Here is a 26181-nt window from a genome sequence, read left to right as displayed (position 1 = left end):
CACCGTTCCGTGCCCCTTTCAGAGGAGACGTTCCCCTCGTGTCGCCACAAAGCGTTGAGCCTCCGAAAACCCTGATCCTGCACCAGTACGATTTCTCGAACTTCGCCGAAAAGGCACGCCTGATGATGGGCCTCAAGGGCTTGACCTGGCGCGCCGTCGAAATCCCACCTATCGCCCCCAAACCCAAGCTCACGCCGCTGACCGGCGGCTATCGCCGCACGCCCGTGCTGCAGGATGGCGCCGACGTCTGGTGCGACACAAAGCTGATCGCGCAGGAGCTGGAACGGCGCAGCCTGGCGCCGACCTTCTACCCGGCGAAGACCGCGGGCGCGGCGGAAGCCATCGCCTGGTGGGCCGAGCAGCAGTTCATGCGCCCAACGGCGCTCTACGTCTCAGGCATCAATGCCGACCACATGCCCGAGGGGCTGCATGCCGATCGCGCCAAGCTGCACGGGCTGCCGCAGCCTTCGATCGAGGCGGTGCGCAAGGCCGCCTATCGCAACCTCCAGCTCGTGCGGCCGCAGGTCAAATGGATCGCCGACATGCTGGCGGACGGACGGCCATACCTGCTGGGCGACACGCCCTGCATCGCCGATTTCGCGACCTATCACGTCGTCTGGTTCTTCCGCGGCCGCCACATCGACTGCCGCCAGGTGCTGAACGCCTATCCCCGCCTGCTGGCCTGGCGCGACCGAATGGCCGCGATCGGCCACGGCACCCGCATCGACATCGATGCCGACGAAGCGCTGGCCGAGGCGCGCGCCGCGACGCCGGCAGCGCCGCGTTCTTCGCAACCGCAGGAGGGCGATCCCCTGCCCGGCCAGCGCGCCCGCGTGCGCGCCTCCGACAACGCCAGGGACTGGATCGAGGGCGAGGTCCATTTTATCGACGCCGACGAGATTGCACTCCTGCACGAGAACGACGAAGTCGGCCAGATCGCGGTGCACTTCCCGCGCCTCGGCTACGACTGGCGCGTGGCCCGCTAAGGGTCCCTCGCTGACGCTCAGGATGACAACATTGTCGGCCGTACCGTAGTGCGTCGGCGCACATCCGTTATTCCGCCAGAATTGTCATCCCGAGCGTCAGCGAGGGACCTTTACTTCTGCTTCACCTGAAACCGCTCGATACCGAGCCCATCGATCGGCGTGTTGGTCGAACCGGTAGCCACCAGCTCGGCCATCATCGCGCCGGTGCCCGGCCCCAACTGGAAGCCGTGGGTCGAGAAGCCGAACTGGTGGAAGATTCCGTCCGACGTCGAACTCTTGCCGACCACGGGGATACCGTCCGGCATATAGGCTTCGATGCCGGCCCAGGCGCGTACAATAGTGGCCTCGTGCATCGCGGGGAACAGTTCCCAGACGGTGCGCGCGCTGATCGCAAGCTTTTCCCAGTCGAGCACCGTCTCGTTGCTGTCGCGATAGGGCGTCGAGAGATGCCCGCCACCGATCACCACGGTGCCGTTCCCGAGCTGCTTGAAAGAGAGCTTGCGGCCGCGAAGGATGACGACCGGCTTGATGAAGGCCGGCAGCCGGCTGGTCACCATCAGCATCGGCGCCACCACAGTGAGAGGCACCGGCTCGCCCAGCATTGCGGCGATCCGGTCGGCCCAGGCGCCGGCGGCGTTCACGATCTTCGGCGCCTCGAAGTCTCCCGCGCTCGTCTCGACCCGCCAGTTGGCGCCGCTGCGCGACAGCCCCGTGACGGTCACGCCCTCGATCACCTCCGCGCCCTTCTCGACGGCACGACGGCGAAACGCCTGCGTCGTGCGAAAGGGATCGGCGGCGCCGTCGCGGCGCGAGACCACGCCGCCGGGACAATGCTCGGACACGGCCGGCACGAGGCGGCGCAGTTCGGCGCCGTCGATCAGCTCCTCGTGCCCGAAGCCGCGCAGGTTGAGGTCGTCGACCCGCTCGCGGAATCCCGCCAGCTCGGACTCGCTCTCGGCCACCAGCACGGTGCCATGGGCATCGAAGCCGCAATCGTCACCGACCAGCTCCTCGATGCGCTCCCAGATGTCCATCGAGGAGATCGACAGCGGGATCTCGTGAATGTCGCGCGCGAGTTGGCGCACGCCGCCCGCGTTCACGCCCGAGGCATGACGCCCGGCATAGTCCTTCTCGATCAGGATTGGCTTCAGGCCGCGCAGCGCCAGATGCAGCGCTGTGGAGCAGCCATGAATGCCGCCGCCGATGATCACGACATCGGCCGTGCGGGCCATCCTAGCGCTCCACAGCCTTGCGCTCGGCCTCGCTGATCGGCAGCGATGCAAGCTCCGCCAGGGTGATCGGCTTCACCGGTGGACGCAGCCGGTAGTAGCCGACCTCGTCGGGTGTCGACTTGCGCTCGGCCGCGATCAGCTCGGTGACGGTGAGGCCGCAGAGTCGGCCCTGGCACGGGCCCATGCCGCAGCGCAGGAAGGCCTTCATCTGGTTCGGGCCCTCGCAGCCCATCTTCGCGGTGTCACGCACCTGCTTTGCCGTCACCTCCTCGCAGCGGCAGGCGATCGTATCGCCCACGGGCTGGCGGAACGACTCGGAGGGGCGATTCAGCCAGTCGAGGAAGGAACGGCCCATCTCCTCGCGCTGCAGGCTCTGGCGGATCGCCTGCGTATCCGGCACGACGGAATCGGGCTTGAGCGCACGCACCGCGGCGATCGCGGCGATGCGGCCTCTCTCGGCGGCAGCGGTGCCACCTGCAATACCGGCGCCGTCACCCGCCACGGCGATCCCGGGCACCGAGCTGCCGAAATCCGCGTCGAGCACCGGCACGAAGCAGAGCTGGCGATCGTTCCACTCGTGCGCCACGCCAGCCGCATTGGCGAGATTGACGTTGGGCACGACGCCCTGGTGCAGCAGCAGCAGGTCGACCGGCAAGCGCTTCGTGCCACCGGAGCCGGAGAAGACGACTTCGCGCACCCGGTCGGTGCCCACCGCCTCGATCGTGTCGGCGCGATGGATCGCCACCTTGGCGCGAACCTCCTTCAGGAGCGCCAGTCCCTTGCCGAAGTAGGGCGACAGCGCGAAGTCGGGCAGGTGGAACATCGCCTGCAGCCAGTTGCGGCGCGGCGTGGTGTCGAGGATGGCGTCGATCTTCCCACCAGCGCGCAGCGTCTGCGCCGCCAGCAGCCAGAGCAGCGGCCCATTTCCTGCCAGCACGGTGCGTCCCGACGCGACCAGCCCTTGCGCCTTCAGCGCAGTCTGCGCGCCGCCCGCCGTCATGACGCCCGGCAGGGTCCAGCCGGGAATGGGGAACGGCCGCTCCTGAGAGCCGGTGGCGATGATGACGCGGCCGGCCTCGATCAGGCGCGCCTTGCCACCGAGCGAGACGCCGACGAGGCGCTGCCGGTCAAGGCTCCACACCGTGGCGCCGTTCACGATTAGCGCGCCGCTGGCCTTCGCCTCGTCGGCGAGCGTCGCGCCATCCCAGTAATCCTCACCCAGGATCGCGCGGTCCTTCACGGGCGTCGTGGTGATGGCGCGGTAGATCTGACCCCCGACCCCAGGATTCTCGTCGAACAGCACGGTCGACACGCCGGCCCGCGCCGCCAACGCAGCGGCTGCAAGTCCGGCAGGACCTCCGCCGATGACGACGAGTTCGTACGACGATGCGAGGTCGGCGGCTTCAGTCATCGTCCCGCCTCCCGGCGACCCAGCTGGGTCTCCACCTTCATGCCCTCGCGCACCGGGATCAGGCAGCCCTGTCGGCTGCCGACGCCGTCGATGGTGACGAGGCAGTCGAAGCACACGCCCATCAGGCAATAGGGCGCCCGTTGCGCGCCGGTGACCGGCGTGGTGCGGCAGTGGCCGATGCCGGCGGCGAGCAGCGCAGCGGCGACCGTGTCACCGGCCCGCGCGCTCAAGGGTTTGCCGTCGACAACGATGCCGACGGAAGGGCTGCTGTCAGCCAGCCGCTTGAACATGGAACCTCCGGGCACTGAAGGAAGCGACGAGCGAGGCGTCGAGCGCACCGCGGGCGATCATGGGTGCGATGGTGAGCGCGTGATTGGCGGCCAGGGTGACGCCCGAATGGCAGCACACGGTGAAGGCGCCGGGATGGGTCTTCGACTCGTCGTAGATCGGGAAACCGTCCTGCGTCATGACGCGGATCGCACTCCAGGTGCGCACCACGTTGACGTTGGCCAGCAGCGGGAACTGGCGCACCGCGCGTTCGGCCTCGGTGGCGCTGACGCCGATCGTGAGGCCGCTCGGATCGACGCTCTCCTCTTTGGAATCGCCGATCATCACCGTGCCCTCGTCGGTCTGGCGCAGGGTGACGACGGGATGGTTGAGGAAGGGCCGCAGCCGCTCGGTGACGACGATTTGGCCGCGCTCGGGCCGCATCGGCGCTTCGAGCCCGACCATCGGGGCCAGCCGCATGTTGGCGTTACCCGCCGCCAGCGCGACCTTGGCGGCGCGGATCTCGCCGTGCGGTGTCGTGAGCCGGAACTCGCCGCCCTCCTTCGTGATGTTCTCGACGCGATGGCTCGGCAGATAGGTGACGCCGCGTGCGTTGAGCGCCGTGTGCAGGGTGCGGAACAGGCGCAGCGAATTCACGTGCCCGTCGAGTTCGCAGAAGCTGCCGCCCACGACTTCCGGGCCGATGTCGGGCAACATCGCCTTCACTTGGTCGTGGGTCAGGATCTCGGTCTTGTAGTCGAGGATACCGGGCTGATTGTGGAGGCGCTTCAATATGTTGGCGCGCGCCTCCAGCTCTTTCTCCGACAGGCAGAGATGGAAGCCGCCGGGCCGCTGGAACGAGACGTCGAGGCCGGTCTCCTGCTTCAGCAGGTCCGAGAAGCCGCGCCAGGCGTGGGACGAACGGATGGTCCAGCCGGCATAGGGCGCGAGGCCCAGCCCTTTGCTCTGGACCCAGACCAGCGCGAAGTTGCCGCGGCTGGCACGCACCGCGCGGTCGCCCTCGTCGAGCACGACGACCTTGCAGCCCTCGCGCGCCAGGCCCCAGGCGGTGGCGACGCCGACCAGGCCGCCGCCCACGACCGCGACATCGTACTCTTCACCGGCCATGGCTGGCGCTCCTTCCTACGAGCATGCGCTCCAGGCCGAAGGCGCGGTCCAGGATCACGAGCGCCACGACGGTAACGGCGATCACGCAGGCCGACACCGACGTCACCAGCGGATCGATATTGTCCTGGATGTAGAGAAACATGCGGACCGGCAGCGTCTCGGTGCCGGGCGCGGCGATGAAAACCGTCATCGTGAGCTCGTCGAAGGAATTGATGAAGGCCAGTGCCCAGCCGCTCACGAGGCCGGGCAGCACAAGCGGCAGCGTGATGCGGCGCAGGACGACGCTCTCGCTGGCGCCGAGCGACACGGCCGCGTGCTCGATCGAGCGGTCGAGCCCGACCGCGGAGGCGAGCGTGAGGCGCAGCGCGAACGGCAGCACGACGACGATGTGCGACAGCACGAGGCCGGCGAAGGTGCCGCCAAGCCCGATTTGGGTGAAGAACCGCAGGAAGGCGATGCCGAGCACGAGATGCGGGATCATCAGCGGCGACATGAAGAGCGCCGTCATCGCCTCGCGGCCGGGAAAGCGGTAGCGCGCTATGGCCAGCGCCGCCGGCACCGAGATCGCCACCGCGATCGCCGAGGAGATCGCGCCGAGCCACAGGCTGCGCCAGAAGGCGGAAACGAACTCGGGGTAGCGCGCGATGGCGTAGAACCAGCGCAGCGACCAGCGGTCGGTCGGGAACGAGAGATATCCCTCGGGCGTGAAGGCCACGAAACAGACGACCAGGATCGGCGCCAGCATGAAGGCGACGAACAGCGTGTGGTAGGCGAGCGCGAGAGGGCCGTTGCGGCTCATGCAAACACCTGCGCGTAACGCCGCTCGACGAGCCGGTTGGTGCCCCAGATGATCGCGACCAGCGCCGCCAGCAACAACACCGCGACGGCCGCGCCCAGCGGCCAGTTGAGCGTGTTCAGGAACTCGTCGTAGGCCAGGGTCGAAGCGACCTTGAGACGACGACCGCCGATGATCGCGGGCGTCGCGAACGCACTGGCGGCCAGTGCGAAGACGATGACCGCACCCGACAGGATGCCCGGCATGACCTGCGGCAGCACGATGCGCCGCAGTACGGTGAACGGCCCCGCCCCCAGCGCCACCGCCGCGTTCTCGATCTGCGGATCGAGGCGCTGCAGCGAGGCCCAGACGGCCAGCACCATGTAGGGCATCAGCACATGCGCCAACGCGATCACGATGCCGGTCTCGGTGAACATGAAGGGCAGCGGCGCGGAGATGAGACCCATGCCCATCAGCGCCTTGTTCACCAGGCCCGAGTTGCCGCCGAACAGCAGCGCCCAGCCCAGCGTGCGCGCGACCACGGAGATCAGCAGCGGGCCCAGGATCACCAGCAGGAAGATGCCTCGCCACGGGCTGCGCATGCGGTTCAGGATGTAGGCCTCGGGCGCGCCGAACACCGCCGCCAGCAGCGTCACGAAGAAGGCGATGCGGAAGGTGCGGGCGAACATCTCGTGGAAGTACGAATCGCCCAGCACCTCCTGCCAGTTCTTCAGGATGAAGACCGGCTCGATGCCCTTGTACTGACCCCAGTCGTGGAACGAGAGAAGCACGGTCATGCCGAGCGGCACGATCACCACGCCGGCGAACAGAACCAGCGCGGGAAGGCAAAGCAGATACGGCGCGGCCTTCACGCGCGCCCTTCCCAGGCGAGATGCACGGCATCGCCCTCGCCCGGCATCGCCTCGCCGGTGTTCTGGCGAATGACCGTCACGAGACCCGACGCGGTTTCGATCTGGTAGAGCCAGTGATTGCCCTGGAAGATGCGCGTGCGCACCGTGCCGGCGAGGCCGGCAGGAGCGAAGGAGATGCGCTCGGGGCGAACGGTCGCGCCGTTCACGAGGTTGGTCTTGCCGAGGAAGTTGGCGACGAAGGGTGTCGCCGGCCGCTCATAGGCCTCGTGCGGCGGTCCGATCTGCTCGGCCTTGCCCTGGTTCATCACCACGATCCGGTCCGACAGTGCCATCGCCTCGGCCTGGTCGTGCGTCACCAGGATGGTGGTCGTGCCGACCGTGCGCTGGATCTGGCGCAGTTCGATCTGCATGCCCTCGCGCAGCTTGGCGTCGAGGTTGGAGAGCGGCTCGTCGAGCAGCAGCACCTGCGGGCGGATCACCAGCGCGCGGGCCAGCGCGACACGCTGCTGCTGGCCGCCCGACATCTGGCGGGGGAAGCGCGCCGTGAAGGCGCCGAGCCCCACCAGCTCGAGCGTCTCGCCCACCCGCGTCTTGCGCTCGGCGGCGGCGACGCCCTGCATCTCGAGCCCGAAGCCGACATTCTCCGCCACCGTCATGTGCGGGAAGAGCGCATAGCTCTGGAAGACAATGCCGAGACCGCGCTTCGCCGGCTTCATTGCCAGCAGGTCCTTGCCGCCGAGCCGGATCGCGCCGGAGGTCGGCTCGACGAAACCCGCGATCATCTGCAGCGTCGTGGTCTTGCCGCAGCCCGAGGGACCCAGCAGGGCCACGAACTCGCCCTTCTCGACACCGAGCGTCAGTCCATCGACGGCATTGTGACTGCCGAACGACTTGGTGAGCTTTTCGAGTTCGAGGAACGCCACCTAGACCGCTCCTTGTGCCGTGTCGTGCGCGGCGATGCGCGCCATCGTCTCGCGATGCAGCCTGTAGAAGGCGTCCTGCGGCTGGTCCATGTCCAGGATCTCGGCTTCGGCCGCGCGCAGGAACAGCCCGCGCAGCACCCGACCGATGGCGCCGTGCGCGAACACGGCGACCGGTCTCTCCATCGCCAGCGCCGCGATATCGTCCAGCGCCGCCTGCGCGCGCGCGACGGCCATGATGTAGTTCTCGCCGCCGGGCGGCTCGTAGGTCCAGCGATCAAGCCGCCGCGCTGCCATCGCGCCGGGCCAGCGCGCCTCGATCTCAGGCCCGGTCAGCCCGTCCCAATCGCCCCAGCTCATCTCTCGCAGACGATCGTCGAACGATTCTTCGTGATGCGTCAGGCCCGCCTCTTCGGCAGCCAGCGCCAGCGTTTCACGCACGCGGCCGAGTGGGCTCGACCGCACGATGACGTCGGCGGGCGCATGCCCCGCGGCCCGCAGCTCTCGAGCCAGGGCCCGCCCCATGGCGCGGGCCTGTTCACGGCCCGCTTCGGTCAGTGGTGAGTCCAGAACGCCTTGTGCGCGCTTCTCGGCGTTCCAGACGGTCTCGCCGTGGCGAAACACATAGACGGGATGATGCACGACCGGCCTCTCGCCAATCTTCTCGGGCAGATCAGCGCTCGACCTCGCGGTTCCAGCGCTTGGTCCAGTCGTCGCGCTGCGCGTTGATCGCGTCCCAGTCGGGCGCGATGATCAGCTTCGCACGCTCGCCCACCGGCGCCATCTTCAGCTCCGGCATGTTGACGTCGACCTTGGTGTTGACCGGACCGTTGCCCATCTCCTTCGCCATGCCCGTCTGCACCGGCGCCGACACCAGCAGCTTGATCATCTCGTGGGCCAGCGGATTGACCGAGGCCTTGGCGACCGGGCAGGCCGAGGCGAGCAGGATCGGTGCGCCTTCCTTCGGGTAGATGAAATCGACCGGGAAGCCGGTGTTGGCGAACGCCTGCACGCGGCCGGTGCCCCAGACGGCGATGTTGGCCTGACCGGACTGGAAGAGCTCCGTCATCTTGCCCGGCGAGGGTTCATAGACCAGCACGTTGGGATTGATGTCGGCCTTCATGACCTTGAAGCCCGGTTCGATGTTCTTCTCGCCGCCGCCGTTCATGCGGGCGTACATCATCAGCGTGTAGAGCCCGTAGGTGTTGTTGATCGGCGGGATCACAAGCTGCTTCTTGAACTTCGGATCCTTGAGGTCGTTCCAAGAAGTCGGGATCGGCCAGCCCTTCTCCTTGAAGACCTTGGTGTTGACCATGAAGCCGGTGCCGGTCTGGCCGACCGCGACCGCCTTGTCGTCCTTGAACAGCGCGGCGGGATAGAGCTCGCTCTTGTCCATGCCCTCGATGGTGCTGCAGAAGCCGAGCTTGATCGCCTGGTACATGACTCCGTCGTCCATGATGGCGACGTCGATCACCTGGTTGCCCTTCTGGGCCTGCAGCTTGGCCAGCGTGTCCGTGGAGTTGCCGGCGACGTACTCGACCTTCACGCCGTGCTTTTTCTCGAACTCGGGAAAGACCTCCTTGCGCAGATGGCTGTCCCAGACGCCGCCATAGGCCGCGACGGTGAGCGTTTTCTGCTGCGCGAGCGCGGGCAGCGAGCCCGCCAACAAAGCCAGACCGGCGATTGCGCCGAAGCGTGCCAAACGGGTCATTGCCCCCTCCGTTCCTGAGTTCCCCTGCAATCAGTGTTTTATGCCGCAGCCCACGGCGTCAAATCCAATTTTCTGCCAAGCTTCATAGCCAAATGTTATGAAAGGCCGTGCGCAGCCTCAATCCACGCCAGATCGAAGCCTTCCGCGCCGTGGTACTGACCGGCGGCGTCGGCATGGCCGCGAAGCTGATCAACGTCACCCAGCCCGCGGTCAGCCGGATGATCCGCGACCTGCAGCAGCAGCTTGGCCTCACCCTGTTCGAGCGCCGGGGCACGGGACTGGTGCCGACCAGCGAAGCGCTCTCTCTCTACGCCGAGGTCGAGCGGGCCTTCGTGGGCCTGGAACGCATTGCGCAAATGGCCGACGAGCTGCGCACGCGACGGGCCGGGTTCCTGCGCATCGCCGCCTTGCCGGCGCTGGCCAACGGTTTCCTGCCGCGGTTCGCCGGACGCTATCTGGTGGCGCGCCCCAAGCTCGACCTCGTCCTGTCAGGGCTGGTGTCGCACGCCGTCGTCACGGCCGTCGCCCAGGGCCAGAGCGATCTCGGCTTCGCCGAAGGCTCGATCGAGCACGCGGCCGTGCGGCTCGAACGAATGCCACCCGCCCCCTACATGGCGGTGTTGCCGCAGGATCATCCGCTGGCGCGCAAGAAGCGGCTGCGGCCGGCCGACTTCGAGGGCGAGAGCTTCATCTCGCTGGGCCACTCCTCGGTCTCGCGCTTCCGCATCGACCGCGTCTTCGCTGATCATGGCGTGCGCCGCGTCATGCGCATCGAGACACCGCTCTCAGAGATCGCCTGCTCCCTCGCCGGCTCTGGCGCGGGCGTGACGCTGTGCGATCCCTTCACCGCGACCGAATACGCGACCCGGGGCATCGTCGTGCGGCCCTTCGAGCCGCGCATCCATTTCGAGTTCGCCGCCCTCTATGCCGCGCAAGGCACGCCGCCCCCGGTGGCGCGTGAATTCATCGACAGCTTCCGCGCCCACATCACAGCGTTCCTGCGCCCCCTGCTCCGGCGCTAGCCGAACTGGACGCCATACTCGCCGGCAATGGCCGCGATCTGCGGCGGCGCGAGCGGCTGGCCCGCTTCCCGCATCGCCCGGTCGAAGTGACGGAACATCTCTGCCGCCTGCAGGCCGGGCGTGGCGACGACGAGCAGCCGCACCGTGCCGTTCGTATCGTTGCGAAACCCATGCAACTCGCCGCGCATGAAGGTCGCGCTCGCGCCCACCTGGACCTTGCTCTCACCCGCTTCGCCGATCAGCGTCAGCTCGCCCTCCACGACGAGCAACATCTCGTCGTCGCTATCGTGCCGGTGCGGTGGTACGAAATAGCCCGGCGGGATCGGGTGGTCGGCAACGAAGGCCGCCACGGTGCCGCCGTCGGCCTTGACGATCATCGGGGCGCCCAGGACATCAAGTCTCTCGCTCATCGTTTCCTCCAGTGTCGGGACACCCCATGGATAAGCGCGCCCCGGCCGCGACGGCAGAGGGTGGTTCTGGACAGATTGTTCGACTGGGCGAACAATGACGCATGGAAGCATTCAGCGGCATCGAAGCCTTCGCCCGCGTCGTGGAGACCGGCAGTTTCACGGCAGCAGCCCAGGCGTTGCAAAGCGCCAAGTCGTCGGTGAGCGAGACGGTGCGCGCCCTCGAGGAACGCATGGGTGTGCGCCTGCTCGACCGCACCACGCGCCGCGTGCGTCCGACCGAGGCCGGAAGCGCCTTCTACCGACACTGCCGGAAGTTGCTCGACGATCTTGCGCAGGCGCGAAGCGAGGCCCAGGCCGCCCAGAAGGAGCCAGCCGGAAGGCTTCGCATTGCCGCCCCCGACGGGTTCGCCGAACGCTACATCGTGCCCGGCCTGCCCGCTTTCCTCGCCGCCTATCCGACGATCGAAGTCGAGCTGATCGCCGGGAGCGCCGCGCTGCGGCTGGTCGAGGAAGGCATCGAGCTCGCGATCCGGATCGTTGAGAGACCCGAGCCGAGCCTCGTCGTGCGCCGCATCGCGACATCGCGCATCGTCATCGTCGCCGCCCCCGGCTATCTCGCCCAGCATGGCACGCCCCGGATGCCGCGCGACATTCTCGGCCACCGGCTGATCGGCTTCGCGCCGCTCCCCTGGCGCGACACCTGGCGAATCGGAACGGAGCCCATCGCGGTCCAGCCCCGTCTTCTCGTCAACAGTTCCGAGGCGTTGCGCGCGGCGGCGCTGTCGGGCCTCGGACTTGCCGCCATTCCGGAATGGCTGATCGCGGATGCGCTGGCGGCGGGTCAGCTCGCCCGCGTCCTCGCCAGCCATGAGACCCCTTCGGGCGGCATCTACGCCGTCTATCCGACCAACCGCCTTCTCGCGCCGAAGATCCGCGCCTTCGTCGACCACACGGTCCGCGACCTGCGCAGCCGTGGACTATCGCGGTAACGGATCCGGCGGCTGCAGCGGCAGCAGGAACGTGAGTTCGTGCTTGTTGTAGTGGAGATGCAGGACCGTCGCGCCCGGGATCGCGGCAAAGGCCCTCGCCGTCTCGTGATCGGTCTCGCCCTGGAACTTGATCGTGCAGACAAAGTTCCGGACCAGTCGCGACGCGCGCCAGCGCTCGACCAGCCGCAGCAGCCGCGCCGGATAGCAGATCACGTCCGAAAACAGCCAGTCGACCGGACCGACGCTCGAGGGATCGAGTGCGAACGCACTCTCGCCCCGCCATTCGACGCCCGGCATTGCGGCTATCCTCGGATCCAGCGGTGCCTTGTCGACCGCGACGACAGTGGCGCCGAGGTGCGCCAGCACCCACGTCCAGCCACCCGGCGAAGCGCCGAGATCGAGGCAGCGTTCGCCCGGCTGCGGCCAGCGGCGCAATCGCACCAGTGCCTCCCACAGTTTCAGATAGGCCCGGCTCGGCGGACCGACCTTGTCCTCGACAAGCTCGACCTCGCCGTTGGCGAAGGGTGAACTGCACGAAGCGGCCGCGAGCATGCGGTCGGGCGCAAGCAGCGTCCAGGATCCCAGAGGCGCGACGGGTGCGGCAGCAGGAAAGACCACGGGCTTTGCGGAGACATGGGGCAGCTTCTCCTGGATGAGCGCGGCGCGCCGGTGATGGAGCGGCGCGTACATCGCCCAGTTGCGCTGGATGTCGCGCAAGGACTTTGCCGCGGTGCCGATCGAAGCGACCGGCAGCTCGACGCAGTCGTGCCAGATGTTCGCTGCCCATGCGGCGGAGACGGGTGCCGAATCCGACATCAGGAGGCGGCCATGCGTGGCCTGGATCGTGACACCGTCGCGCGCCAGCTCCTCGCGCAGCTGGTTCTCCTGGCTCTCGACGGCAAGATAGGCGGTGGTCACGCGGCGGCTCGAAGATTGATCATATTCAATCTCAACGTAACAGGCCGGCGATGGAAAATCCGCCAAACCTCATGCTAGCGTAATTGCACAACGGAGGAGAGATACTGATGTTCACCAAGCGATTCCTGATGACCGCTGCCATCGCCGGCACGCTCGCGACCACTGCCGGCGCTGCGTTCGCGCAGGGCCAGCCGATCGTCGGTATCTCGACGGTCACCACCTATTCCATCGACGCGACCATCACCGCCATCGATCCGGCCAAGCGCACCGTGACCTTCACGGGCCCCGCCGGCCGTTCGCTGACCTCGAGCGTCAGCCCCGGCGTGAAGATGGATACCAGCAAGGTCGGCGACCTGGTTTCGGCAGCATTCGAGAACAAGCTCACCTTCGTGCTCTCCGGCCCGAACGCGAAGACGCCGCGCGACCGCGACCTCAGCGTCACCGCCGCCGCCTCGTCAGGCAACCGCGCCGCCGGCGCCAAGGCCGAGCAGACCGTCGCCAACTGGTGGGTCACGGGCGTCAACCCCTCGGCCGGCACCATCTCGGTCGTCAATCCGAGCGGCGGCGAGGTCCAGACCTATACGGCGGCGACGGCGGAAGGCCGCGCGCAGCTTCCGCGGGTCAAGACCGGTGACAATCTCACGGCCATCGACACGTCGGTCCTGATCGTCGCGATTACGCCGAAGAAGTAACAACTCAAGACGAAGGCAGCGGCGCTGGCTAGGATCGGGCCAGCGCCGCGACCGTCCGCGTCAGGCGTCGCTCGCGGCTTCCGCCGAGTCGTTGCGCCAGGTACGAGGTCGGCGGATAGATCGCCGGCAGCAGATACGTCATCGGGCCGTTCGGCATACCCAGCCCCTGAGCGACGTCGCGTCCCAACAGCCAGTGCGTCATGCCCGACAGGAGGGCGCGATCGAGGAACGCGGCACCGCCGCCTGTCCGGGCGAATGCGTCGAGCGTCCGGTTCGCCTGCGCCTGGGCCTGGGTGTTGGGCGACGGATTGACCAGCAGCCACATTTTCCAGAACTGGCCGCACGGCTCGGCGTCGATCATCCCGAGCCATGTCTTGTGCAGGCCCAGCACGGCGGCGGCATGGCGCCAGAAGACGTAGTAGCCGTCCTTCTCCGCCTGCGTCAGCCGATAGCCCATGCGGTGCAGACCCTCGAGCATCACCGCGGTGAAGGCCGATACCTGAACGAATAGATCGTCCTGATTGACGGGCTCTCCCAAGGCACGCCGATCCCACGTACCCGTATCGCGTACGGCGCGGCGCCGGAAAGCATTGCTGAGGCGAAGGCGCAGCGTGGCCTTGTACCCTTCGGCCCCGCGGCGCAGCCCATCCGGCGCGTGAAGCTTGATCCACCAGTCGCCGGTCTCGGCCAGCCGGCGGATCGCCTGCTGCGAGGACGTGCCCATCGGAGGCGACCAGCCGTCGATCACCAGAGACGTGCATTGCATGATCAGCGCGGCTGAATTGCCGGTGCGTGCGATCGCGGCACGGCCCATTTCCATCGCCGCCCACTGATCTTCTGTCGGCTCCGGCGGCAGCGCGGCAAGGAGCGCCGCCAGCGCCGGCGGCATGTCCGGCATCGTCCCGGCGCCTGCATCGAGTGCCTTGAGGACCATCGGCCACCACGACTCCCCCAAGGGCCGCAACGCGTCCGCGGCGGCGTCGGCCAGCGGGTCGATCCACATCAGGGAAGCGGCATAGTGGCCGGCCAGTACCCCGTACTGGCGCGAAGCCTCGGCGCCATTCAGGAAACGGCTCATGGTCATGGCAAGCCTCTGCCATGGCGGCGCCACAATGACAACGCGCCGTTAGCCGCCGCGTCGGTTGAGGCTTCCCCGTATCGCGCCGGCGGTGGTGCGCATTTCCAGCGTGACGCTGTTGCCGGCGGCCCTGCCCGTGGCCGTGAACGGCGCCATCGAGCAATCCTGGCTCTCGAACACCCGGCCGCTGCCGCTGATCTCGCCGGACGCCGCCACCGAAAGCCTGATCGACGAGGCGCCGCAGCCAGGATGGATGACCCTGCCGATCAGCCGGTCCCCGGAAATGCTCAGCTCCGCCGTCACCACACCCGGCAGATCGGCCATGCCACTGGTCGACAAGCCGCCGCCATAGACGCCATCGTGCGAGCCGGCGCCTCTCGGCGCGGCGGACGCGGATTGCGGCGGCGGCGACGTCCCCCCTGCCCGCGTGCCCGGCGCGGCCTGGATGGGCGCTTCGCGAAACAGGGCAGGCATCTGGACGGCCGTGAGATAGCCGGTTGCCGGCTGACCCTTCGCCTTCTGCCAGGCCGCGATCATTTCCCGCGAGCGCTGACCGAAGGTGCCATCAGCCCCCCGCGTGTCGTAGCCCAGCGAAGTCAGCACCGCCTGGATGCGCTGGCGATCGGCCGGGATGAGTTGAAGCGCCTCCTCGCCTTCGCGCGCCATGACGGTCGAATCGATTTCCGGTGCCGTGGCGGGCATGGTCGCGGGTGCGGTAGCCACCGCTTCGACAGGCGGCGACGGCTGCCGCGCGCCGACAAGGAAGTAATACCCGCCGGCCAGCCCCAGCAGCGCGATCAGCAGTGCAGCGATTGCCGCCGGCCGGCGGCTGGGGCGCGGCGAGACGGCCAGCGCCGTGGGCGGGCTGGGAGGCGTCGGAGGTGTCGGCGGTGTCGGAGGTGTCGGCGGCGTGGACGGGACGACCGGCGGCGGCATGAGCACCGTCGTATTGGCATCCACCATCGGCCCGCCGAGAAGCGCCCGCCAGGCGGCGATCGACTGCGGCCGCTCCTCGAAGCGGATCGCGAGACCCGCATCGATGCCGGCCAGCAACTGCGGCGCGTAGCCGATGAGCTGCAGGCCGGCCAGCGGCTGGTAGGTATCCTCCAGCAACCGGTCGAAGGCGCTGGGTGGCGCCTTGCCGGTGATGACGTGATGCAGGGTCGCGGCCAGGCCGTAGATATCCGTCCAAGGTCCCTGCTTGCCGGTGGTGAACTGCTCGGGCGCGGCGAAGCCCGGCGTGAAGATGGCCGTCATGGTCGACGAGCGGCCGGCGATCGCCAGACGCGCCGCGCCGAAATCGATCAGCGTCGGCACGCCCGCATCGCTCAACAGGATGTTGCCCGGCTTGATATCGCGATGCAGGAAGCCCGTCGCATGAACCTGCTGCAGCCCTTCGAGCAGCAGGGGCAGGAACGTATCGACCTCGTGCGGCTGAAGCGGCCCCCGGTTCTTGACCCTGTCCTCCAGGGTTCCGCCGCGGACCAGTTCCATCACCATGTAGGACGTGCCGTTGGCCTCGATGAAATCGAAGACCTTCACGATGGCCGGCGCGTCGTGGAGACCGGCGAGCGTGCGGCCCTCCGCCACGAAGCGCTCGCGTCCCCACGAAAAATCCTCGGCCATCTCGGTGGAGCGCGGCAGCACGGAGGCACCGTCCTGGCGGATCGCCAAAGCCGGCGGCAGGTATTCCTTCAGAGCAACTTCGCGGTCGAGCTGCGTATCTCGCACGCGATAGGTAATGCCGAACCCACCCTGCCCCAGCACCTCCAGCACTTGGTAACGGCCGACGACACGTCCCGGCGCGAGCGCGACATAGTCGACGACCGGTTCCGGCGCGGTCGCAGGTCGGGCATGCTTCTGCCCGGTATCGTCGTCCTGGATATGCATTTCACTCCTGCCCCGCAAAGCAACGTCCGGACCTGCCGGGCGTTCCTCGGGTGGTTGCATGATGAAATTGCAGTCAGCGAGGTTTTCCGTGGCGCAGGGCTTCAAGATCCTCGACGAATCAGCCGAACACACGCTTCGCCAAGCCGAAATCCGCGTCCCGACGGCCGGAATCTGGCTCGGCCTGGGGGCCGGCATCCTGATCGTCATGGCCGGCTTCGTCTGGACGATCCTGTAGCGAGCGTCCATCCGCCGGGCTAACCTCCCGACAACACGGAGGAATTTGATGGCGAAGTTCGGCATTGGTCAGTCGGTCCGCCGGGTCGAGGACCCGAGGCTTCTCACCGGCGGCGGTCGCTACACGGACGACACCAAGCTCTCAGGGCCGGCCGCGCGGGCGTACGTTCTGCGCTCGCCCCATGCCCATGCCGATATCAGGAGCATCGATACGGCGGCCGCAAAGAAGGCCGCCGGCGTGCTGCTGGTCCTGACCGGGGACGACGTGAAGGCGGCCGGGTACGGCGATCTCCCCTGCCTGGTGCCCGTCACCAACCGCGACGGCACCCCTCGGGGCGAGACGCCCCGGCCGATGCTGGCCCAGGGCCGCGTGCGCCATGTCGGCGATCCGGTGGCGCTGGTCGTCGCCGAGACGCTGGAGCAGGCCAAGGACGCTGCCGAACTGATCGAGGTCGACTACGAAGCGCGGCCGCACACCGTCGGCACCTTCGAGTCCGCGCAGCCCGGCGCGCCGCTGGTCCACGACCATATCAAGGGCAACCTCGTCTTCGACTGGGAGATGGGTGACCGGGCCCGCACCGAGGCGGCGTTCGCCAAGGCCGATCGCGTCGTGAAGCTCGAGATCGTGAACAACCGGCTGGTCGTGAACTCGATGGAGCCGCGCGGCGCCATCTGCGAATACGACCCGGCGGACGACCGTTCGACCCTCTGGGTCTCGTCGCAGGGCGTCAGCGTCATCCGCCCCGTGGTCGCCGACATGATCCTGAAGATCGGCCAGCCCAAGCTGCGCGTGCGCACCGGCGACGTGGGCGGCGGCTTCGGCATGAAGATCTTCGTGCATCCCGAATATCCGCTGGTCGTGTGGGCGAGCCGCGAACTAAAGCGCACGGTGAAGTGGATTCCCGATCGTCAGGAAGCCTTCCTCTCCGACGTGCAGGGTCGCGACCATGTCTCGCTGGCGGAGATGGCACTCGACAAGGACTGCAAGTTCCTGGGTCTCCGGGTCACGACGCATGCCGCGCTGGGCGCCTATCTCAGCCACTTCGGGGCGTTCATCCCGACCATGGCGGGCAGCGGCATGCTCGCCGGCCTCTATCAGACGCCCGCGATCTACGTGAACGTGAAGGGCGTGATGACCAACACGGTGCCGACCGATGCCTATCGCGGCGCCGGCCGGCCCGAGGCCGCCTATCTGCTGGAGCGCTTCGTCGACCATATCGGCCGCGAGACCGGCCTCGGCCCGGCGGAGATCCGCAAGCGCAACCTCGTGAAGCCCGACCAGATCCCGTGGAACACGGCACTGGGCGACACTTTCGATTCGGGCGATTTCGACAACGTCATGCTGAAGGGCATGGAGAAGGCCGACTGGAAGGGCTTCCCCGCCCGCCGCGCCGCCTCACTGGCCAAGGGCAAGTGGCGCGGCATGGGCATGGCGACCTATGTCGAGAAGTGCTCGGGCGGCGCGCCGGAGAGCGCCATCGCAAAGTTCAACGAGGACGACACGATCACCGTGTTCGTCGGCGTCCAGACCAATGGCCAGGGCCACGAGACGGCCTTCACCCAGATCATGTCTGCACGACTCGGTGTCGATGCCGACCGCATCCGCATCGTCCAGGGCGATTCGGACTTCACCCCCGAGGGCATGACCGGCGGCAGCCGTTCGATCCCGGTGGCCGGCGCGGCCGTGCTGGGCGTCAGCGACAATATCATCGAGAAGGGCAAGCTGGTCGCCGCCTCGGCGATGGAAGCGGCGGTGGGTGACATCGAGTATGCCGACGCCACCTTCCGCATCGTCGGCACCGACCGCACGATGAGCCTGTTCGACGTGGCGCGCGCCGCCCGCGATCCCAAGCATGTGCCGGAGGGCAGCAAGCCCGGCCTCGACGACGCCTTCACGCGCACGCCGCAGGCCGCGACCTTCCCGAACGGCTGCCATGTCTGCGAACTCGAGATCGACCCCGACACCGGCACGCTGGAGATCCTTAACTATTCGATCATGGACGATTTCGGCACGGCGCTTAATCCGTTGCTGCTGCAGGGCCAGGTCCATGGCGGCGTCGGCCAGGGCATCGGACAGGCGCTCACCGAAAAGACCATCTACGATCCCGATTCGGGCCAGCTCATGAGCGGCTCGCTCATGGATTACGCCCTGCCGCGTGCGGACGTGGTGCCCCACGTGAAGTTCGACATGCACAACAGCCTGTGCACGACCAATCCGCTGGGCGTGAAGGGCGCGGGCGAGGCCGGCGCGATCGGCGCGCCGCCGGCGGTCATCAATGCCATCGTCGACGCGATCCATCCGCATACCGGGCTGAAGCATATCGACATGCCCGTCACCGCATCGTCCCTGTGGGCGGCCATCGATGCCCATCGATCCAGGAAAGCAGCGTAAGAGTATGACCGACAAAGCGAACGATCCGACCCTCGCCAGCGCCCTCGCCGATTCGGTGAAGGCGATCGACGCCGATTACACCGAGGAGATGCGCGAGCTGCGGGCCCTCTTCGAGGAGGCGCGGCTGGAAGCCGAGAAGGACGAGCCGAGCGATGTGAAGCTGAAGGCTCTGCTCAACGATGCGAACGAAATGGCGCGCACCTTCGCCACGCTCGATCCGGCCTGGGGTGCGGTCCAGCGCGTGGCGCGCCTGTTCGGAATCCTCTAGTTCGACGCCATCGACCGCCGCCGCTCCAGCGTGCGGCGGATGGTGCGCGTCGACTTTTCGTCCAGCAAGAAAGCGCGCTCGCTGCGGTAATTCTCGTAGCGCGCGACCTCGATCGCGCCGACGGCTGCAGCCAGCCGGTCGGCGTCACCCTTGCGCTCGAAGGCGCAATGGATCGCCGGTCCGCATTCGTCGTCGACCGTTCGCACCGAATAGTGACCCTGCGGCGGAAAGGTGACGATCAGGTCATGCAGCGCACGTGCCGTCTCCACGATCGGCCGCCCGCCCTCGTCGGCCTGGCCCAGGACAAGATATGGGCTGATCTCCTCGAGCGTGCTTTTTTCGGTCATGGGCGATCAACGAGGCAGGCGCTCCATTAGTTGCGTCCGTCTTGTGACCAGGCCGCGTCGGGCAACTATTCCCGGCATCCGGCGTTGACTGGTCCACACGGACTGAGCCGCGGATGTACCGGCGAGTTCGTAAGACCCGCCCGGCGTCGCTGGAGCGGGTCTTTCGCGTCGCTCGCGCGACATACTCGGCCGCATCGTCTATGACTCCGGCATCCGTTTCAGCCCCGGAGTCTTGCTTGTCTACTTCCCTCATTCGCTCGGCGTCAGTGATCTTTCTCCTGTTGTCAGCCCTGCCAGCCGCCGCCCAGGACACAGTCACGGTCGGCGGCGAAAAGAAGCGGGCCTTCGGCACGCCGATCGAATTCCAGAACGGCGACGTGTCCTGCGGCGTCACCCTGAAGGACGACCGCGGCGCCATCTTCTACGAGTCCGCGGATTTCGACCTCTGTGTCCAGGAGAAGGCCCTGAAGGGCAAGCGCCTGGCGCTCACCTACAAGACGGCGCGCGTGATGGCAGCGTCCTGCCAGGGCAACCCCGACTGCAAAAAGAGCGATACCGTCGTCCTGATTGTCTCCGCCAAGCCCGCCCCCCTCGCCGCGGCCGCACCCGCTGCGCCTTCCGCTCCTCCTCCGGCCGCCGCCAAAGCCGGGCAGACCTCGTTCTGCACGCCCACGGAGACGGTCGTCTTCTCCTGCCGCACCAGCCCCACCAAGCTGGTATCGGTCTGCGCCTCGAAGGACGCGGGTCCCACCCGGGGCTACCTGCAGTACCGGACCGGCAAGCCTGATTCGAGCGAGCCACTCGACCTCACGCTTCCGGCGGCCCAGATGCCGCCGCCCCAGGCGGCCAGCGGCGAGTCCGTTCCCTTCGCCGGTGGCGGCGGAGCGTGGCTGCGCATCGCGACGAAAACGAACAACATCGCCTTCACCGTCTACACCGGCATCGGCAAATGGGGGCCGCGCGGCGAGGTGCAGGAAAAGGCTGGCCTCGCCGTCGAGCGCGACGGCAAGCGAATCGCGACCCTGAAGTGCATCGGCAAGCCGATCAGCCTGCTGGGCCCCGACTGGTTCGAGAAAGCCGGCATCAAGTCCAAGGACCTGGACTTCGATTTCCCCGATTGATTTCGCCGCATCAGAAGAGATCCGCCATGTCACGCCCGCTCCGCATCCTCGCGGCCGCTATCCTCACGTTCATGCTGTCGGCGCTGGCCGGTGTACGGGCCCAGGAACCATGGCGCGCCTACGAAGGCCTCGACGCGATCGAGATCCCCTTCGCCAACGGCCCCATCTCGATGTCGCACGTGCCCCAAATCTGGCTCAGCCTCAACGGTAGCCGGCCGCGCCTGTTCGGCATGGACACGGGCTCGACCGGCATCGTCGTATCGGCCGAGCATTTCATTCCCGGACCCGGCGACGTCGCGCAGGGACCGGGACGCCTCGTTTACAACAGCAGCGGCCGCGTGCTGACCGGCGAGCACTGGATGACGGACGTCGTGATTCGCCGCGACGCCCACACGCCCGTCGCGACCGCGCGCGTGCAGGTGCTGCGCGTGACGGAGATCACCTGCCTGGAACATGCGCGCGACTGCCGCCCCGAGAGCGATCCGCGCAATGTCGGCTTCATGGGCATCGGATTCGATCGCGGGTCGGCGCAGCACACCGCCGACAACACCTCGCCCAAGAACCCCTTCGTGAGCCTGGTGTCGCTCGCTTCCGGCCGACCGGTAAGTTCGGTGCGCCAGGGCTATGTCGTCACGCGCACCGGCGTTCACCTCGGCATGACGCCCGCCCTCACCCGCCACATGGCCTTCGTGAAGCTGACCTCCAAGGCCCATCCGCCGGGCGTCCCCGACTGGAACGGTGCGCCCATGACCGTGTCGGTCGACGGCGTCACCGGCCGCGGAACGATGCTGATGGATACAGGCATCGACTACATGTTCCTCTCGCCACCGGCCGGTACGGCCCTGCATCGCGGCCGCCGCGCGCCCGAAGGCACGCGCATCGAACTGTTCATGCCCGATCGCCAGCGTCCGCAGCCCGCCTTCTACGAGTTCCGCGCCGGGCGTCGCGGCAACCCTCTCCATCCCGAACGGGTCGAGGTGGTCCACGACGCCAATGTCTTCGTGAACACCGGACGCATGTTTCTCGAAGGCTTCGACTATCTCTACGACGCCGCCGGCGGCCATGTCGGCTACGGCTGGAACGGCCGGGTCAGCCACGAATATGGCGGCGTGACCCCGGGCTCCTACGGCCCACGCGAATAAGTTCGCCCCCTTGTGTCGGAACGGGTCGGTGTCGTCCGTCCTCGGGACAGACCGACCTCACAAGGAGCCTGAAATGACGACCAGCCCCTCCACCGACCGCGAACTCGTGCTGACGCGCCTGATCGATGCGCCGCGCGAGACGCTCTATCGCTGCTGGACCGAACCGGCGCTGATGAAACAGTGGTTCGCGCCCAAGCCCTACGAGACGCCGGTCGTCGAGGTGGACGTCAGGACCGGCGGCGCGAACCTGATCGTGATGCGCGGTCCCGACGGGCAGGACATGCCCAATCGCGGCATGTACCTCGAAGTCGTACCGAACGAGCGGCTGGTCTTCACCGATGCCTTCACCGAGGCGTGGCAGCCTTCGGCCAAACCATTCATGACGGCGATCCTCACCTTCGAGCCGCAGGGAGACAAGACGCTCTACACCGCGCGCGTCCGCCACTGGACGGTCGAGGATCGCGAGGCCCACGAGAAGATGGGCTTCCACCAGGGCTGGGGCATCTGCACCGACCAGCTCGCGGCACTGGCCGCGACGCTCTAATCCCCCGGGAATCTCCCGGGAGAACGCGATAGGCTGTCCCCTTTCAGCATGACAAGGGACAGCCACCATGGCCGCTCACGACCTCGCCGCTCTCTGGGAAGCCCATTGCCGCCATGAATTCGAGACTCGCGACGTGGATGCCACGATGGCCACGATGGTGGCGACGCCGTACGTAAATCACGTTCCGACCATGACCGGCGGCGTGGGACACGATCAGCTCAAGCGCTTCTACAAGTACCATTTCATCGGCAACAATCCGCCCGACACGGAACTCGTTCCAGTGAGCCGCACGATCGGCACGGATCAGATCGTCGACGAAATGGTGTTTCGCTTCACGCACACCAGCGAAGTCGACTGGATGCTGCCGGGCATCGCGCCGACCGGACGCAGGGTCGAGGTTCCGCTGGTTGCGATCGTGCGGTTCGTCGATGGCAAGGTGGCTCACGAGCACATCTACTGGGACCAGGCGTCGGTCCTCGTGCAGGCCGGCCTGCTCGACCCGAAAGGCCTGCCAGTCGCGGGCGCCGAAACCACGCGCAAGGTCATGGACCATACCCAGCCGAGCAACAGCTTGATGGCTCGCTGGGCCGCCAGCGAAGGCAAGCCGATCTAGCTTTTGGCGCGGCCATGCAACGCCGGCTTCCTCCAGCGGTTGACCCACGACCATTCCCAGGAGGATCGGATGTTTGGAAAAGCCTTGATCGCCGTTCTGGCCTTGACCGTCACGGCCGGAGCCGTCCACGCGCAATCGACAGGCGCTGGCTCCAGCAGCGGCGGCACATCGACGTCGCCGGCCCCGGCCGGCACATCGCCGACAGTTCCGCCGCCGCCATCGTCGTCACCGCCTCCCGGCGGTTCGACGATCACCCCGGCACCGGCTGCACCGGGCGCTCCCAGCGCGGGCCAGCCGGGTGTCGGTTCCGACACGACGCGGCAGGCTCCCCCCGCGGGCACGCGTTGATCGACTGACCTAGTCGACCGTCATGTTGGCTTCGCGAACGATCGCTTCATAGCGTTTGCGCTCCGCCGCAATGAAGTCGGCAAATTGCGCGGGCGTGCCGGCGACCATGTCGCCGCCCTGCCCGGCGACGATCGACTTGGCACCTTCGCCGGCGCAGGCCTTTACCGTCTCGTCCGCGATCTTCTTAACCAGATCCGGTGGCATGCCCTTGGGCCCCAGCAGCCCGTACCAGGCGACCGATTCGTAGCCGGGCACACCGGCCTCGGCGACGGTCGGCAGCTCCGGATAGTACTGGCTGCGCCTGGCCGAACTGACGGCCAGCGCGCGCATCTTCCCGGTGGTGATCAGATCCTTCGAATTGGGCTGCGTGATCATCATGTTCACGTTGCCGGCCATCAGGTCGAGCTGGGCGGGATTGCCGCCCTTGTATGCGACATGGGTCAGGTTGAGCTTGGCCATGTGGGCGAACAGCGCGCCAGCCAGGTGCTGGGACGAGCCGTTGCCGCCCGAGGCATAGGTGAGCGGCGGCGAGGCGGTCTTCGCCAGCTGGATCAGTTCAGGCAGCGAGTTGGCCTTGACCGATGGATGGACCAGCACGAGCTGCGGAAACGTCGCGAGCAGGCTGATCGGCGTGAAGTCGTTCACGCCGTCGTAGGGCAGCTTCTTGTAGATCAGTGGATTGATCGCGTGTCCCATCGCCACGACGCTGAGCGTGTAGCCGTCGCCCGGCGCCTTGGCGACGATCTCGCCCGCGACGACGCCGTTGGCGCCCGCGCGATTGTCGGCGACGACAGGCTGGCCCCAGGCCTGCGCGAAATGCTGGCCGACGGCGCGCGCCATCAGGTCGGTCGTGCCGCCCGCGGCGAACGGGATCACCATCCGAATCTGCTTGTCGGGATAGGCGCCCTGGGCACGCACGATGGCGGGTGCGACGGACGGGGCGATTGCGAGGGCGGCGGCGCCGCGCAGAAAAGAAGAACGCTTCATTGCAGGTAATATCCCGACGGAGTGCCTTTGACGGTGGTGCGCTCGAGGTGGCGGATCTCGCCTTCCTGGTAGTCGCCGAGCGCAATGTGCATGGTGCAGCGATTGTCCCACAGGATGATGTCGTCCTGTTGCCACTGGTGGCGATAGACGAACTGCGGCCGCGTCGCATGGCGCACCAGATAGTCGATCAGCGGCCGGCTCTCCTCCGGCGTCATGTCGACGAAGCACGAGACCTTCTCGCCGATGTAGAGCGCCTTGCGGCCGGTCTCGGGATGCACACGCACCACCGGCTGGGCGATCGGCGGATTGATCTTCTTCTGCTCCTTCTCGCGGTCGGAGTTGGTGTCTTCGACCTTGCGGGTGCCGGTATGGATGCCGTGCAGCCCCTCGACGATCTTCTTCATGCCCTCCGACAGCGTGTCGTAGGCGAGGTACATGTTGGTGAACATCGTGTCGCCGCCGACCGGCGGGATGGTGATGCCGCGCAGCAGCGAGCCCAGCGACGGCACCGGGGTGAACGACATGTCGGAATGCCATTGCTGGCCGGTGTATTTCGACGCCGACTGCTTGCCGTCCTTCTCCGGGATGTTGGTCACCAGCAGAAGCTCGGGATAGTCGGGATGACGGTCGCGCGGCAGGGAATCGTGATTGTCGAGCTCGCCGAAACGGCGGCTGAAGGCGATGTGCTGCTCGCGGGTGATCTTCTGGTTGCGGAACAGCAGGATGCCCTTCTCGAGGAAGGTCCGGTGGATCTGGTCGAACTCGGAATTGCTGAGTGGCCTGGCCAGATCGACGCCCCTCACCTCGGCACCGAGGGCATGGGAAAGGGGCCTGACGGAAAGCGACATTGGGCGGGTCCTCACCACGAATGAATTTTCACGACCGTGCGCCTCATGCGGCTTCGCCGTCAAGAAATCCGCCCGCGGCCTGCGAAACAAGCCGCGCAAAACACGCTATAGAGGACGGAGATGATTCAGCTCCTCCACAAGACCGTCATGGGAACGCTGCGGCGCCTGCCGCTGCCGGCCGCCCGGCTGGGTTTCCGCGCCTACAACAAGGCCCTGCGCACCCTCGGACCCGAGCATCTGGCGACGACCTACTTCGGCGCCCGCCTGTACTGCAATCCGCAGGACCTGATCCAGCGCATGATCCTCTATTTCGGCGTGTGGGAGCCAGACGTCTCGCGGGTCATCGAACAGAACCTTTCGGCCGGCGACGTCTTCGTCGATATCGGTGCGAACATCGGTTACGACACGCTCCTCGCCTCCTCCCGCGTCGGCGCCATGGGCAAGGTCGTTTCGATCGAGGCCTCGCCGCGCACCTTCGCGCTCCTGCAACGCAACCTCGCGGCCAACCCCTCGTCGTCCAATGTGCGGGCGGTCAATGCCGCCGTGTCCGACAGGCCCGGCACGCTCGACCTCTACGAGATAAACGAGGGCAATATCGGCGCCGCCACCACGCTCGCCTCGCGCGGCGGGACGCTGATGGCTTCGGTGGAGGCTCTGCCGCTCGCGGAAATCCTGAAGCCCGACGAGTTGGCGCGTCTGCGTCTCATCAAGATGGACGTGGAAGGTGCGGAACCGCCGATCCTCCGCCACCTGCTCGAACAGCTGTCCCGCTATCCCGCGACGATGGACATCGTGGTGGAGGCGAGCCCCGACGACGATTTCGAGGTCTGGCGCGACGTCTTCGACCGGATGCGCGCCGCGGGCTTTGCCGCCTGGGCCATCGAGAACGACTACGAACTCGAATGTTACCTGCGCTGGCGCCGCCCCGCGAAGCTGCAGCGCGTCGAGGCCATGCCCACCCGTCAGCAGGACCTTCTTTTTACCCGCCGTTCGTGAGCCTACGCCTGGACGATGCTGGCGCACGCCATGTGAATGG

At 67.2% G+C, this 26181-nt stretch carries 29 protein-coding genes; 12 read left to right on the top strand and 17 right to left on the bottom strand.

Translation table 11 applies throughout. The features are described 5' to 3' along the window. Positions 1–38: 38 nt before the first annotated feature. Positions 39–986 (top strand): glutathione S-transferase family protein, encoded by a 948-nt coding sequence (locus tag KQ910_RS14290; protein WP_216961379.1) that lies wholly within the window; start codon positions 39–41, stop codon positions 984–986. Between the two features lie 110 nt (positions 987–1096). Here KQ910_RS14290 and KQ910_RS14285 read toward each other — a convergent pair whose 3' ends face one another. From KQ910_RS14285 to KQ910_RS14245, 9 genes are read right to left on the bottom strand one after another with little or no spacing between them, the layout of a single operon-like run. Then, positions 1097–2218, bottom strand: a complete 1122-nt coding sequence (locus KQ910_RS14285; RefSeq protein WP_216961376.1) for an NAD(P)/FAD-dependent oxidoreductase — start codon at positions 2216–2218, stop codon at positions 1097–1099. Between the two features lies 1 nt (position 2219). Beyond that, complete coding sequence (locus KQ910_RS14280; RefSeq protein ID WP_216961374.1) at positions 2220–3629, bottom strand: FAD/NAD(P)-dependent oxidoreductase; 1410 nt, start codon at positions 3627–3629, stop codon at positions 2220–2222. Then, positions 3626–3919 carry a (2Fe-2S)-binding protein gene (locus tag KQ910_RS14275; RefSeq protein WP_216961371.1) on the bottom strand — a complete coding sequence of 98 codons (294 nt, stop codon included), beginning with the start codon at positions 3917–3919 and terminating at the stop codon, positions 3626–3628. Before KQ910_RS14275 ends, KQ910_RS14280 begins: the two co-directional genes overlap by 4 nt. Continuing rightward, positions 3900–5024: an NAD(P)/FAD-dependent oxidoreductase gene (locus tag KQ910_RS14270; RefSeq protein ID WP_216961369.1), complete on the bottom strand. Its 1125-nt coding sequence runs from the start codon at positions 5022–5024 to the stop codon at positions 3900–3902. Before KQ910_RS14270 ends, KQ910_RS14275 begins: the two co-directional genes overlap by 20 nt. Continuing rightward, positions 5014–5823 carry an ABC transporter permease gene (locus KQ910_RS14265; protein WP_068194280.1) on the bottom strand — a complete coding sequence of 270 codons (810 nt, stop codon included), beginning with the start codon at positions 5821–5823 and terminating at the stop codon, positions 5014–5016. The genes KQ910_RS14270 and KQ910_RS14265 overlap by 11 nt, the downstream gene beginning before the upstream one ends. Further along, on the bottom strand, positions 5820–6671 hold the full coding sequence (locus tag KQ910_RS14260; RefSeq protein WP_369408338.1) for an ABC transporter permease: 852 nt from the start codon (positions 6669–6671) through the stop codon (positions 5820–5822). The genes KQ910_RS14265 and KQ910_RS14260 overlap by 4 nt, the downstream gene beginning before the upstream one ends. Further along, positions 6668–7594: an ABC transporter ATP-binding protein gene (locus KQ910_RS14255; protein WP_216961366.1), complete on the bottom strand. Its 927-nt coding sequence runs from the start codon at positions 7592–7594 to the stop codon at positions 6668–6670. Before KQ910_RS14255 ends, KQ910_RS14260 begins: the two co-directional genes overlap by 4 nt. Beyond that, positions 7595–8233 (bottom strand): histidine phosphatase family protein, encoded by a 639-nt coding sequence (locus tag KQ910_RS14250; protein ID WP_216961364.1) that lies wholly within the window; start codon positions 8231–8233, stop codon positions 7595–7597. Between the two features lie 31 nt (positions 8234–8264). Beyond that, positions 8265–9302 (bottom strand): ABC transporter substrate-binding protein, encoded by a 1038-nt coding sequence (locus tag KQ910_RS14245; protein WP_216961361.1) that lies wholly within the window; start codon positions 9300–9302, stop codon positions 8265–8267. Positions 9303–9409: 107 nt separating this feature from the next. Between KQ910_RS14245 and KQ910_RS14240 the strand changes: the two genes are divergently transcribed. Further along, the gene (locus tag KQ910_RS14240) at positions 9410–10324 is read left to right on the top strand and encodes a LysR substrate-binding domain-containing protein (protein ID WP_216961358.1); all 915 of its coding nucleotides are present in this window, start codon (positions 9410–9412) and stop codon (positions 10322–10324) included. On the opposite strand, the gene KQ910_RS14235 is transcribed toward KQ910_RS14240, so the two are convergent. Beyond that, positions 10321–10734, bottom strand: coding sequence for a cupin domain-containing protein (locus KQ910_RS14235; protein ID WP_216961355.1), 414 nt, complete (start codon positions 10732–10734; stop codon positions 10321–10323). The genes KQ910_RS14240 and KQ910_RS14235 overlap by 4 nt on opposite strands. A gap of 101 nt (positions 10735–10835) precedes the next feature. Here KQ910_RS14235 and KQ910_RS14230 point away from each other — a divergent pair, with 101 nt between their 5' ends. Then, positions 10836–11723 carry a LysR family transcriptional regulator gene (locus tag KQ910_RS14230; protein WP_216961352.1) on the top strand — a complete coding sequence of 296 codons (888 nt, stop codon included), beginning with the start codon at positions 10836–10838 and terminating at the stop codon, positions 11721–11723. Here the strand turns inward: KQ910_RS14230 and KQ910_RS27230 are convergent. Next, the gene (locus KQ910_RS27230; RefSeq protein ID WP_216961348.1) at positions 11712–12641 is read right to left on the bottom strand and encodes an SAM-dependent methyltransferase; all 930 of its coding nucleotides are present in this window, start codon (positions 12639–12641) and stop codon (positions 11712–11714) included. The genes KQ910_RS14230 and KQ910_RS27230 overlap by 12 nt on opposite strands. 107 nt (positions 12642–12748) lie before the next feature. Between KQ910_RS27230 and KQ910_RS14220 the strand changes: the two genes are divergently transcribed. Beyond that, the gene (locus tag KQ910_RS14220) at positions 12749–13333 is read left to right on the top strand and encodes a hypothetical protein (RefSeq protein ID WP_216961345.1); all 585 of its coding nucleotides are present in this window, start codon (positions 12749–12751) and stop codon (positions 13331–13333) included. A 28-nt stretch (positions 13334–13361) separates the two neighbouring features. On the opposite strand, the gene KQ910_RS14215 is transcribed toward KQ910_RS14220, so the two are convergent. After that, a complete protein-coding gene (locus tag KQ910_RS14215; protein WP_216961342.1) occupies positions 13362–14417 on the bottom strand; it encodes an oxygenase MpaB family protein in 1056 nt (351 codons plus the stop codon). Positions 14418–14459: 42 nt separating this feature from the next. Further along, on the bottom strand, positions 14460–16301 hold the full coding sequence (locus KQ910_RS14210) for a serine/threonine protein kinase (RefSeq protein WP_216961339.1): 1842 nt from the start codon (positions 16299–16301) through the stop codon (positions 14460–14462). 88 nt (positions 16302–16389) lie between these two features. Here KQ910_RS14210 and KQ910_RS14205 point away from each other — a divergent pair, with 88 nt between their 5' ends. The 3 genes from KQ910_RS14205 to KQ910_RS14195 are packed head-to-tail and all read left to right on the top strand — an operon-like array spanning position 16390 to position 19195. Beyond that, entirely contained in the window at positions 16390–16536 is a 147-nt protein-coding gene (locus KQ910_RS14205; protein WP_216961325.1) for a hypothetical protein, read from the top strand. A gap of 48 nt (positions 16537–16584) precedes the next feature. Beyond that, complete coding sequence (locus KQ910_RS14200; RefSeq protein ID WP_216961323.1) at positions 16585–18927, top strand: xanthine dehydrogenase family protein molybdopterin-binding subunit; 2343 nt, start codon at positions 16585–16587, stop codon at positions 18925–18927. Positions 18928–18931: 4 nt separating this feature from the next. Continuing rightward, on the top strand, positions 18932–19195 hold the full coding sequence (locus tag KQ910_RS14195) for a hypothetical protein (RefSeq protein ID WP_068196254.1): 264 nt from the start codon (positions 18932–18934) through the stop codon (positions 19193–19195). On the opposite strand, the gene KQ910_RS14190 is transcribed toward KQ910_RS14195, so the two are convergent. After that, positions 19192–19542 (bottom strand): hypothetical protein, encoded by a 351-nt coding sequence (locus tag KQ910_RS14190; protein WP_216961318.1) that lies wholly within the window; start codon positions 19540–19542, stop codon positions 19192–19194. The two genes, KQ910_RS14195 and KQ910_RS14190, sit on opposite strands and share 4 nt — an antisense overlap. Positions 19543–19778: 236 nt before the next feature. Here KQ910_RS14190 and KQ910_RS14185 point away from each other — a divergent pair, with 236 nt between their 5' ends. The 4 genes from KQ910_RS14185 to KQ910_RS14170 all read left to right on the top strand — a co-directional run bounded on the left by KQ910_RS14185 (position 19779) and on the right by KQ910_RS14170 (position 22962). Further along, complete coding sequence (locus KQ910_RS14185) at positions 19779–20663, top strand: hypothetical protein (RefSeq protein ID WP_216961316.1); 885 nt, start codon at positions 19779–19781, stop codon at positions 20661–20663. Between the two features lie 26 nt (positions 20664–20689). After that, positions 20690–21805 (top strand): hypothetical protein, encoded by a 1116-nt coding sequence (locus tag KQ910_RS14180; protein ID WP_216961313.1) that lies wholly within the window; start codon positions 20690–20692, stop codon positions 21803–21805. Positions 21806–21878: 73 nt separating this feature from the next. Further along, positions 21879–22349: an SRPBCC family protein gene (locus KQ910_RS14175; protein ID WP_216961310.1), complete on the top strand. Its 471-nt coding sequence runs from the start codon at positions 21879–21881 to the stop codon at positions 22347–22349. A 67-nt stretch (positions 22350–22416) separates the two neighbouring features. Further along, complete coding sequence (locus KQ910_RS14170; protein WP_216961306.1) at positions 22417–22962, top strand: ester cyclase; 546 nt, start codon at positions 22417–22419, stop codon at positions 22960–22962. Here KQ910_RS14170 and KQ910_RS14165 read toward each other — a convergent pair. From KQ910_RS14165 to KQ910_RS14155, 3 genes are read right to left on the bottom strand one after another with little or no spacing between them, the layout of a single operon-like run. Further along, on the bottom strand, positions 22959–23276 hold the full coding sequence (locus KQ910_RS14165) for a hypothetical protein (RefSeq protein ID WP_216961303.1): 318 nt from the start codon (positions 23274–23276) through the stop codon (positions 22959–22961). The two genes, KQ910_RS14170 and KQ910_RS14165, sit on opposite strands and share 4 nt — an antisense overlap. Before the next feature lie 43 nt (positions 23277–23319). After that, entirely contained in the window at positions 23320–24297 is a 978-nt protein-coding gene (locus KQ910_RS14160; RefSeq protein ID WP_216961301.1) for a Bug family tripartite tricarboxylate transporter substrate binding protein, read from the bottom strand. Next, positions 24294–25145, bottom strand: a complete 852-nt coding sequence (locus KQ910_RS14155; protein WP_216961298.1) for a TauD/TfdA dioxygenase family protein — start codon at positions 25143–25145, stop codon at positions 24294–24296. Before KQ910_RS14155 ends, KQ910_RS14160 begins: the two co-directional genes overlap by 4 nt. Positions 25146–25265: 120 nt before the next feature. Here KQ910_RS14155 and KQ910_RS14150 point away from each other — a divergent pair, with 120 nt between their 5' ends. Then, positions 25266–26141, top strand: coding sequence for an FkbM family methyltransferase (locus KQ910_RS14150; RefSeq protein ID WP_216961294.1), 876 nt, complete (start codon positions 25266–25268; stop codon positions 26139–26141). Positions 26142–26181 lie beyond the last annotated feature (40 nt).

This window comes from Reyranella humidisoli (genome assembly GCF_019039055.1).
Taxonomy (GTDB): Bacteria; Pseudomonadota; Alphaproteobacteria; order Reyranellales; family Reyranellaceae; genus Reyranella; species Reyranella humidisoli.
The sequence above is the reverse complement of the archived record's forward strand: the minus strand, read 5'-3'. Positions and strand labels throughout refer to the sequence as shown.

Excerpts from the sequence above, each read along its gene's own strand:
- KQ910_RS14155 (WP_216961298.1), bottom strand. The coding sequence starts at position 25,145 with ATGTCGCTTTCCGTCAGGCCCCTTTCCCATGCCCTCGGTGCCGAGGTG.
- KQ910_RS14160 (WP_216961301.1), bottom strand. The coding sequence starts at position 24,297 with ATGAAGCGTTCTTCTTTTCTGCGCGGCGCCGCCGCCCTCGCAATCGCC.
- KQ910_RS14280 (WP_216961374.1), bottom strand. The coding sequence starts at position 3,629 with ATGACTGAAGCCGCCGACCTCGCATCGTCGTACGAACTCGTCGTCATC.
- KQ910_RS14175 (WP_216961310.1), top strand. The coding sequence starts at position 21,879 with ATGACGACCAGCCCCTCCACCGACCGCGAACTCGTGCTGACGCGCCTG.
- KQ910_RS14265 (WP_068194280.1), bottom strand. The coding sequence starts at position 5,823 with ATGAGCCGCAACGGCCCTCTCGCGCTCGCCTACCACACGCTGTTCGTC.
- KQ910_RS14215 (WP_216961342.1), bottom strand. The coding sequence starts at position 14,417 with ATGACCATGAGCCGTTTCCTGAATGGCGCCGAGGCTTCGCGCCAGTAC.
- KQ910_RS14190 (WP_216961318.1), bottom strand. The coding sequence starts at position 19,542 with ATGACCGAAAAAAGCACGCTCGAGGAGATCAGCCCATATCTTGTCCTG.
- KQ910_RS14220 (WP_216961345.1), top strand. The coding sequence starts at position 12,749 with ATGTTCACCAAGCGATTCCTGATGACCGCTGCCATCGCCGGCACGCTC.
- KQ910_RS14275 (WP_216961371.1), bottom strand. The coding sequence starts at position 3,919 with ATGTTCAAGCGGCTGGCTGACAGCAGCCCTTCCGTCGGCATCGTTGTC.
- KQ910_RS14285 (WP_216961376.1), bottom strand. The coding sequence starts at position 2,218 with ATGGCCCGCACGGCCGATGTCGTGATCATCGGCGGCGGCATTCATGGC.
- KQ910_RS14180 (WP_216961313.1), top strand. The coding sequence starts at position 20,690 with ATGTCACGCCCGCTCCGCATCCTCGCGGCCGCTATCCTCACGTTCATG.
- KQ910_RS14210 (WP_216961339.1), bottom strand. The coding sequence starts at position 16,301 with ATGCATATCCAGGACGACGATACCGGGCAGAAGCATGCCCGACCTGCG.
- KQ910_RS14150 (WP_216961294.1), top strand. The coding sequence starts at position 25,266 with ATGATTCAGCTCCTCCACAAGACCGTCATGGGAACGCTGCGGCGCCTG.
- KQ910_RS14245 (WP_216961361.1), bottom strand. The coding sequence starts at position 9,302 with ATGACCCGTTTGGCACGCTTCGGCGCAATCGCCGGTCTGGCTTTGTTG.
- KQ910_RS14170 (WP_216961306.1), top strand. The coding sequence starts at position 22,417 with ATGGCCGCTCACGACCTCGCCGCTCTCTGGGAAGCCCATTGCCGCCAT.
- KQ910_RS14200 (WP_216961323.1), top strand. The coding sequence starts at position 16,585 with ATGGCGAAGTTCGGCATTGGTCAGTCGGTCCGCCGGGTCGAGGACCCG.
- KQ910_RS14195 (WP_068196254.1), top strand. The coding sequence starts at position 18,932 with ATGACCGACAAAGCGAACGATCCGACCCTCGCCAGCGCCCTCGCCGAT.
- KQ910_RS14270 (WP_216961369.1), bottom strand. The coding sequence starts at position 5,024 with ATGGCCGGTGAAGAGTACGATGTCGCGGTCGTGGGCGGCGGCCTGGTC.
- KQ910_RS14235 (WP_216961355.1), bottom strand. The coding sequence starts at position 10,734 with ATGAGCGAGAGACTTGATGTCCTGGGCGCCCCGATGATCGTCAAGGCC.
- KQ910_RS14230 (WP_216961352.1), top strand. The coding sequence starts at position 10,836 with ATGGAAGCATTCAGCGGCATCGAAGCCTTCGCCCGCGTCGTGGAGACC.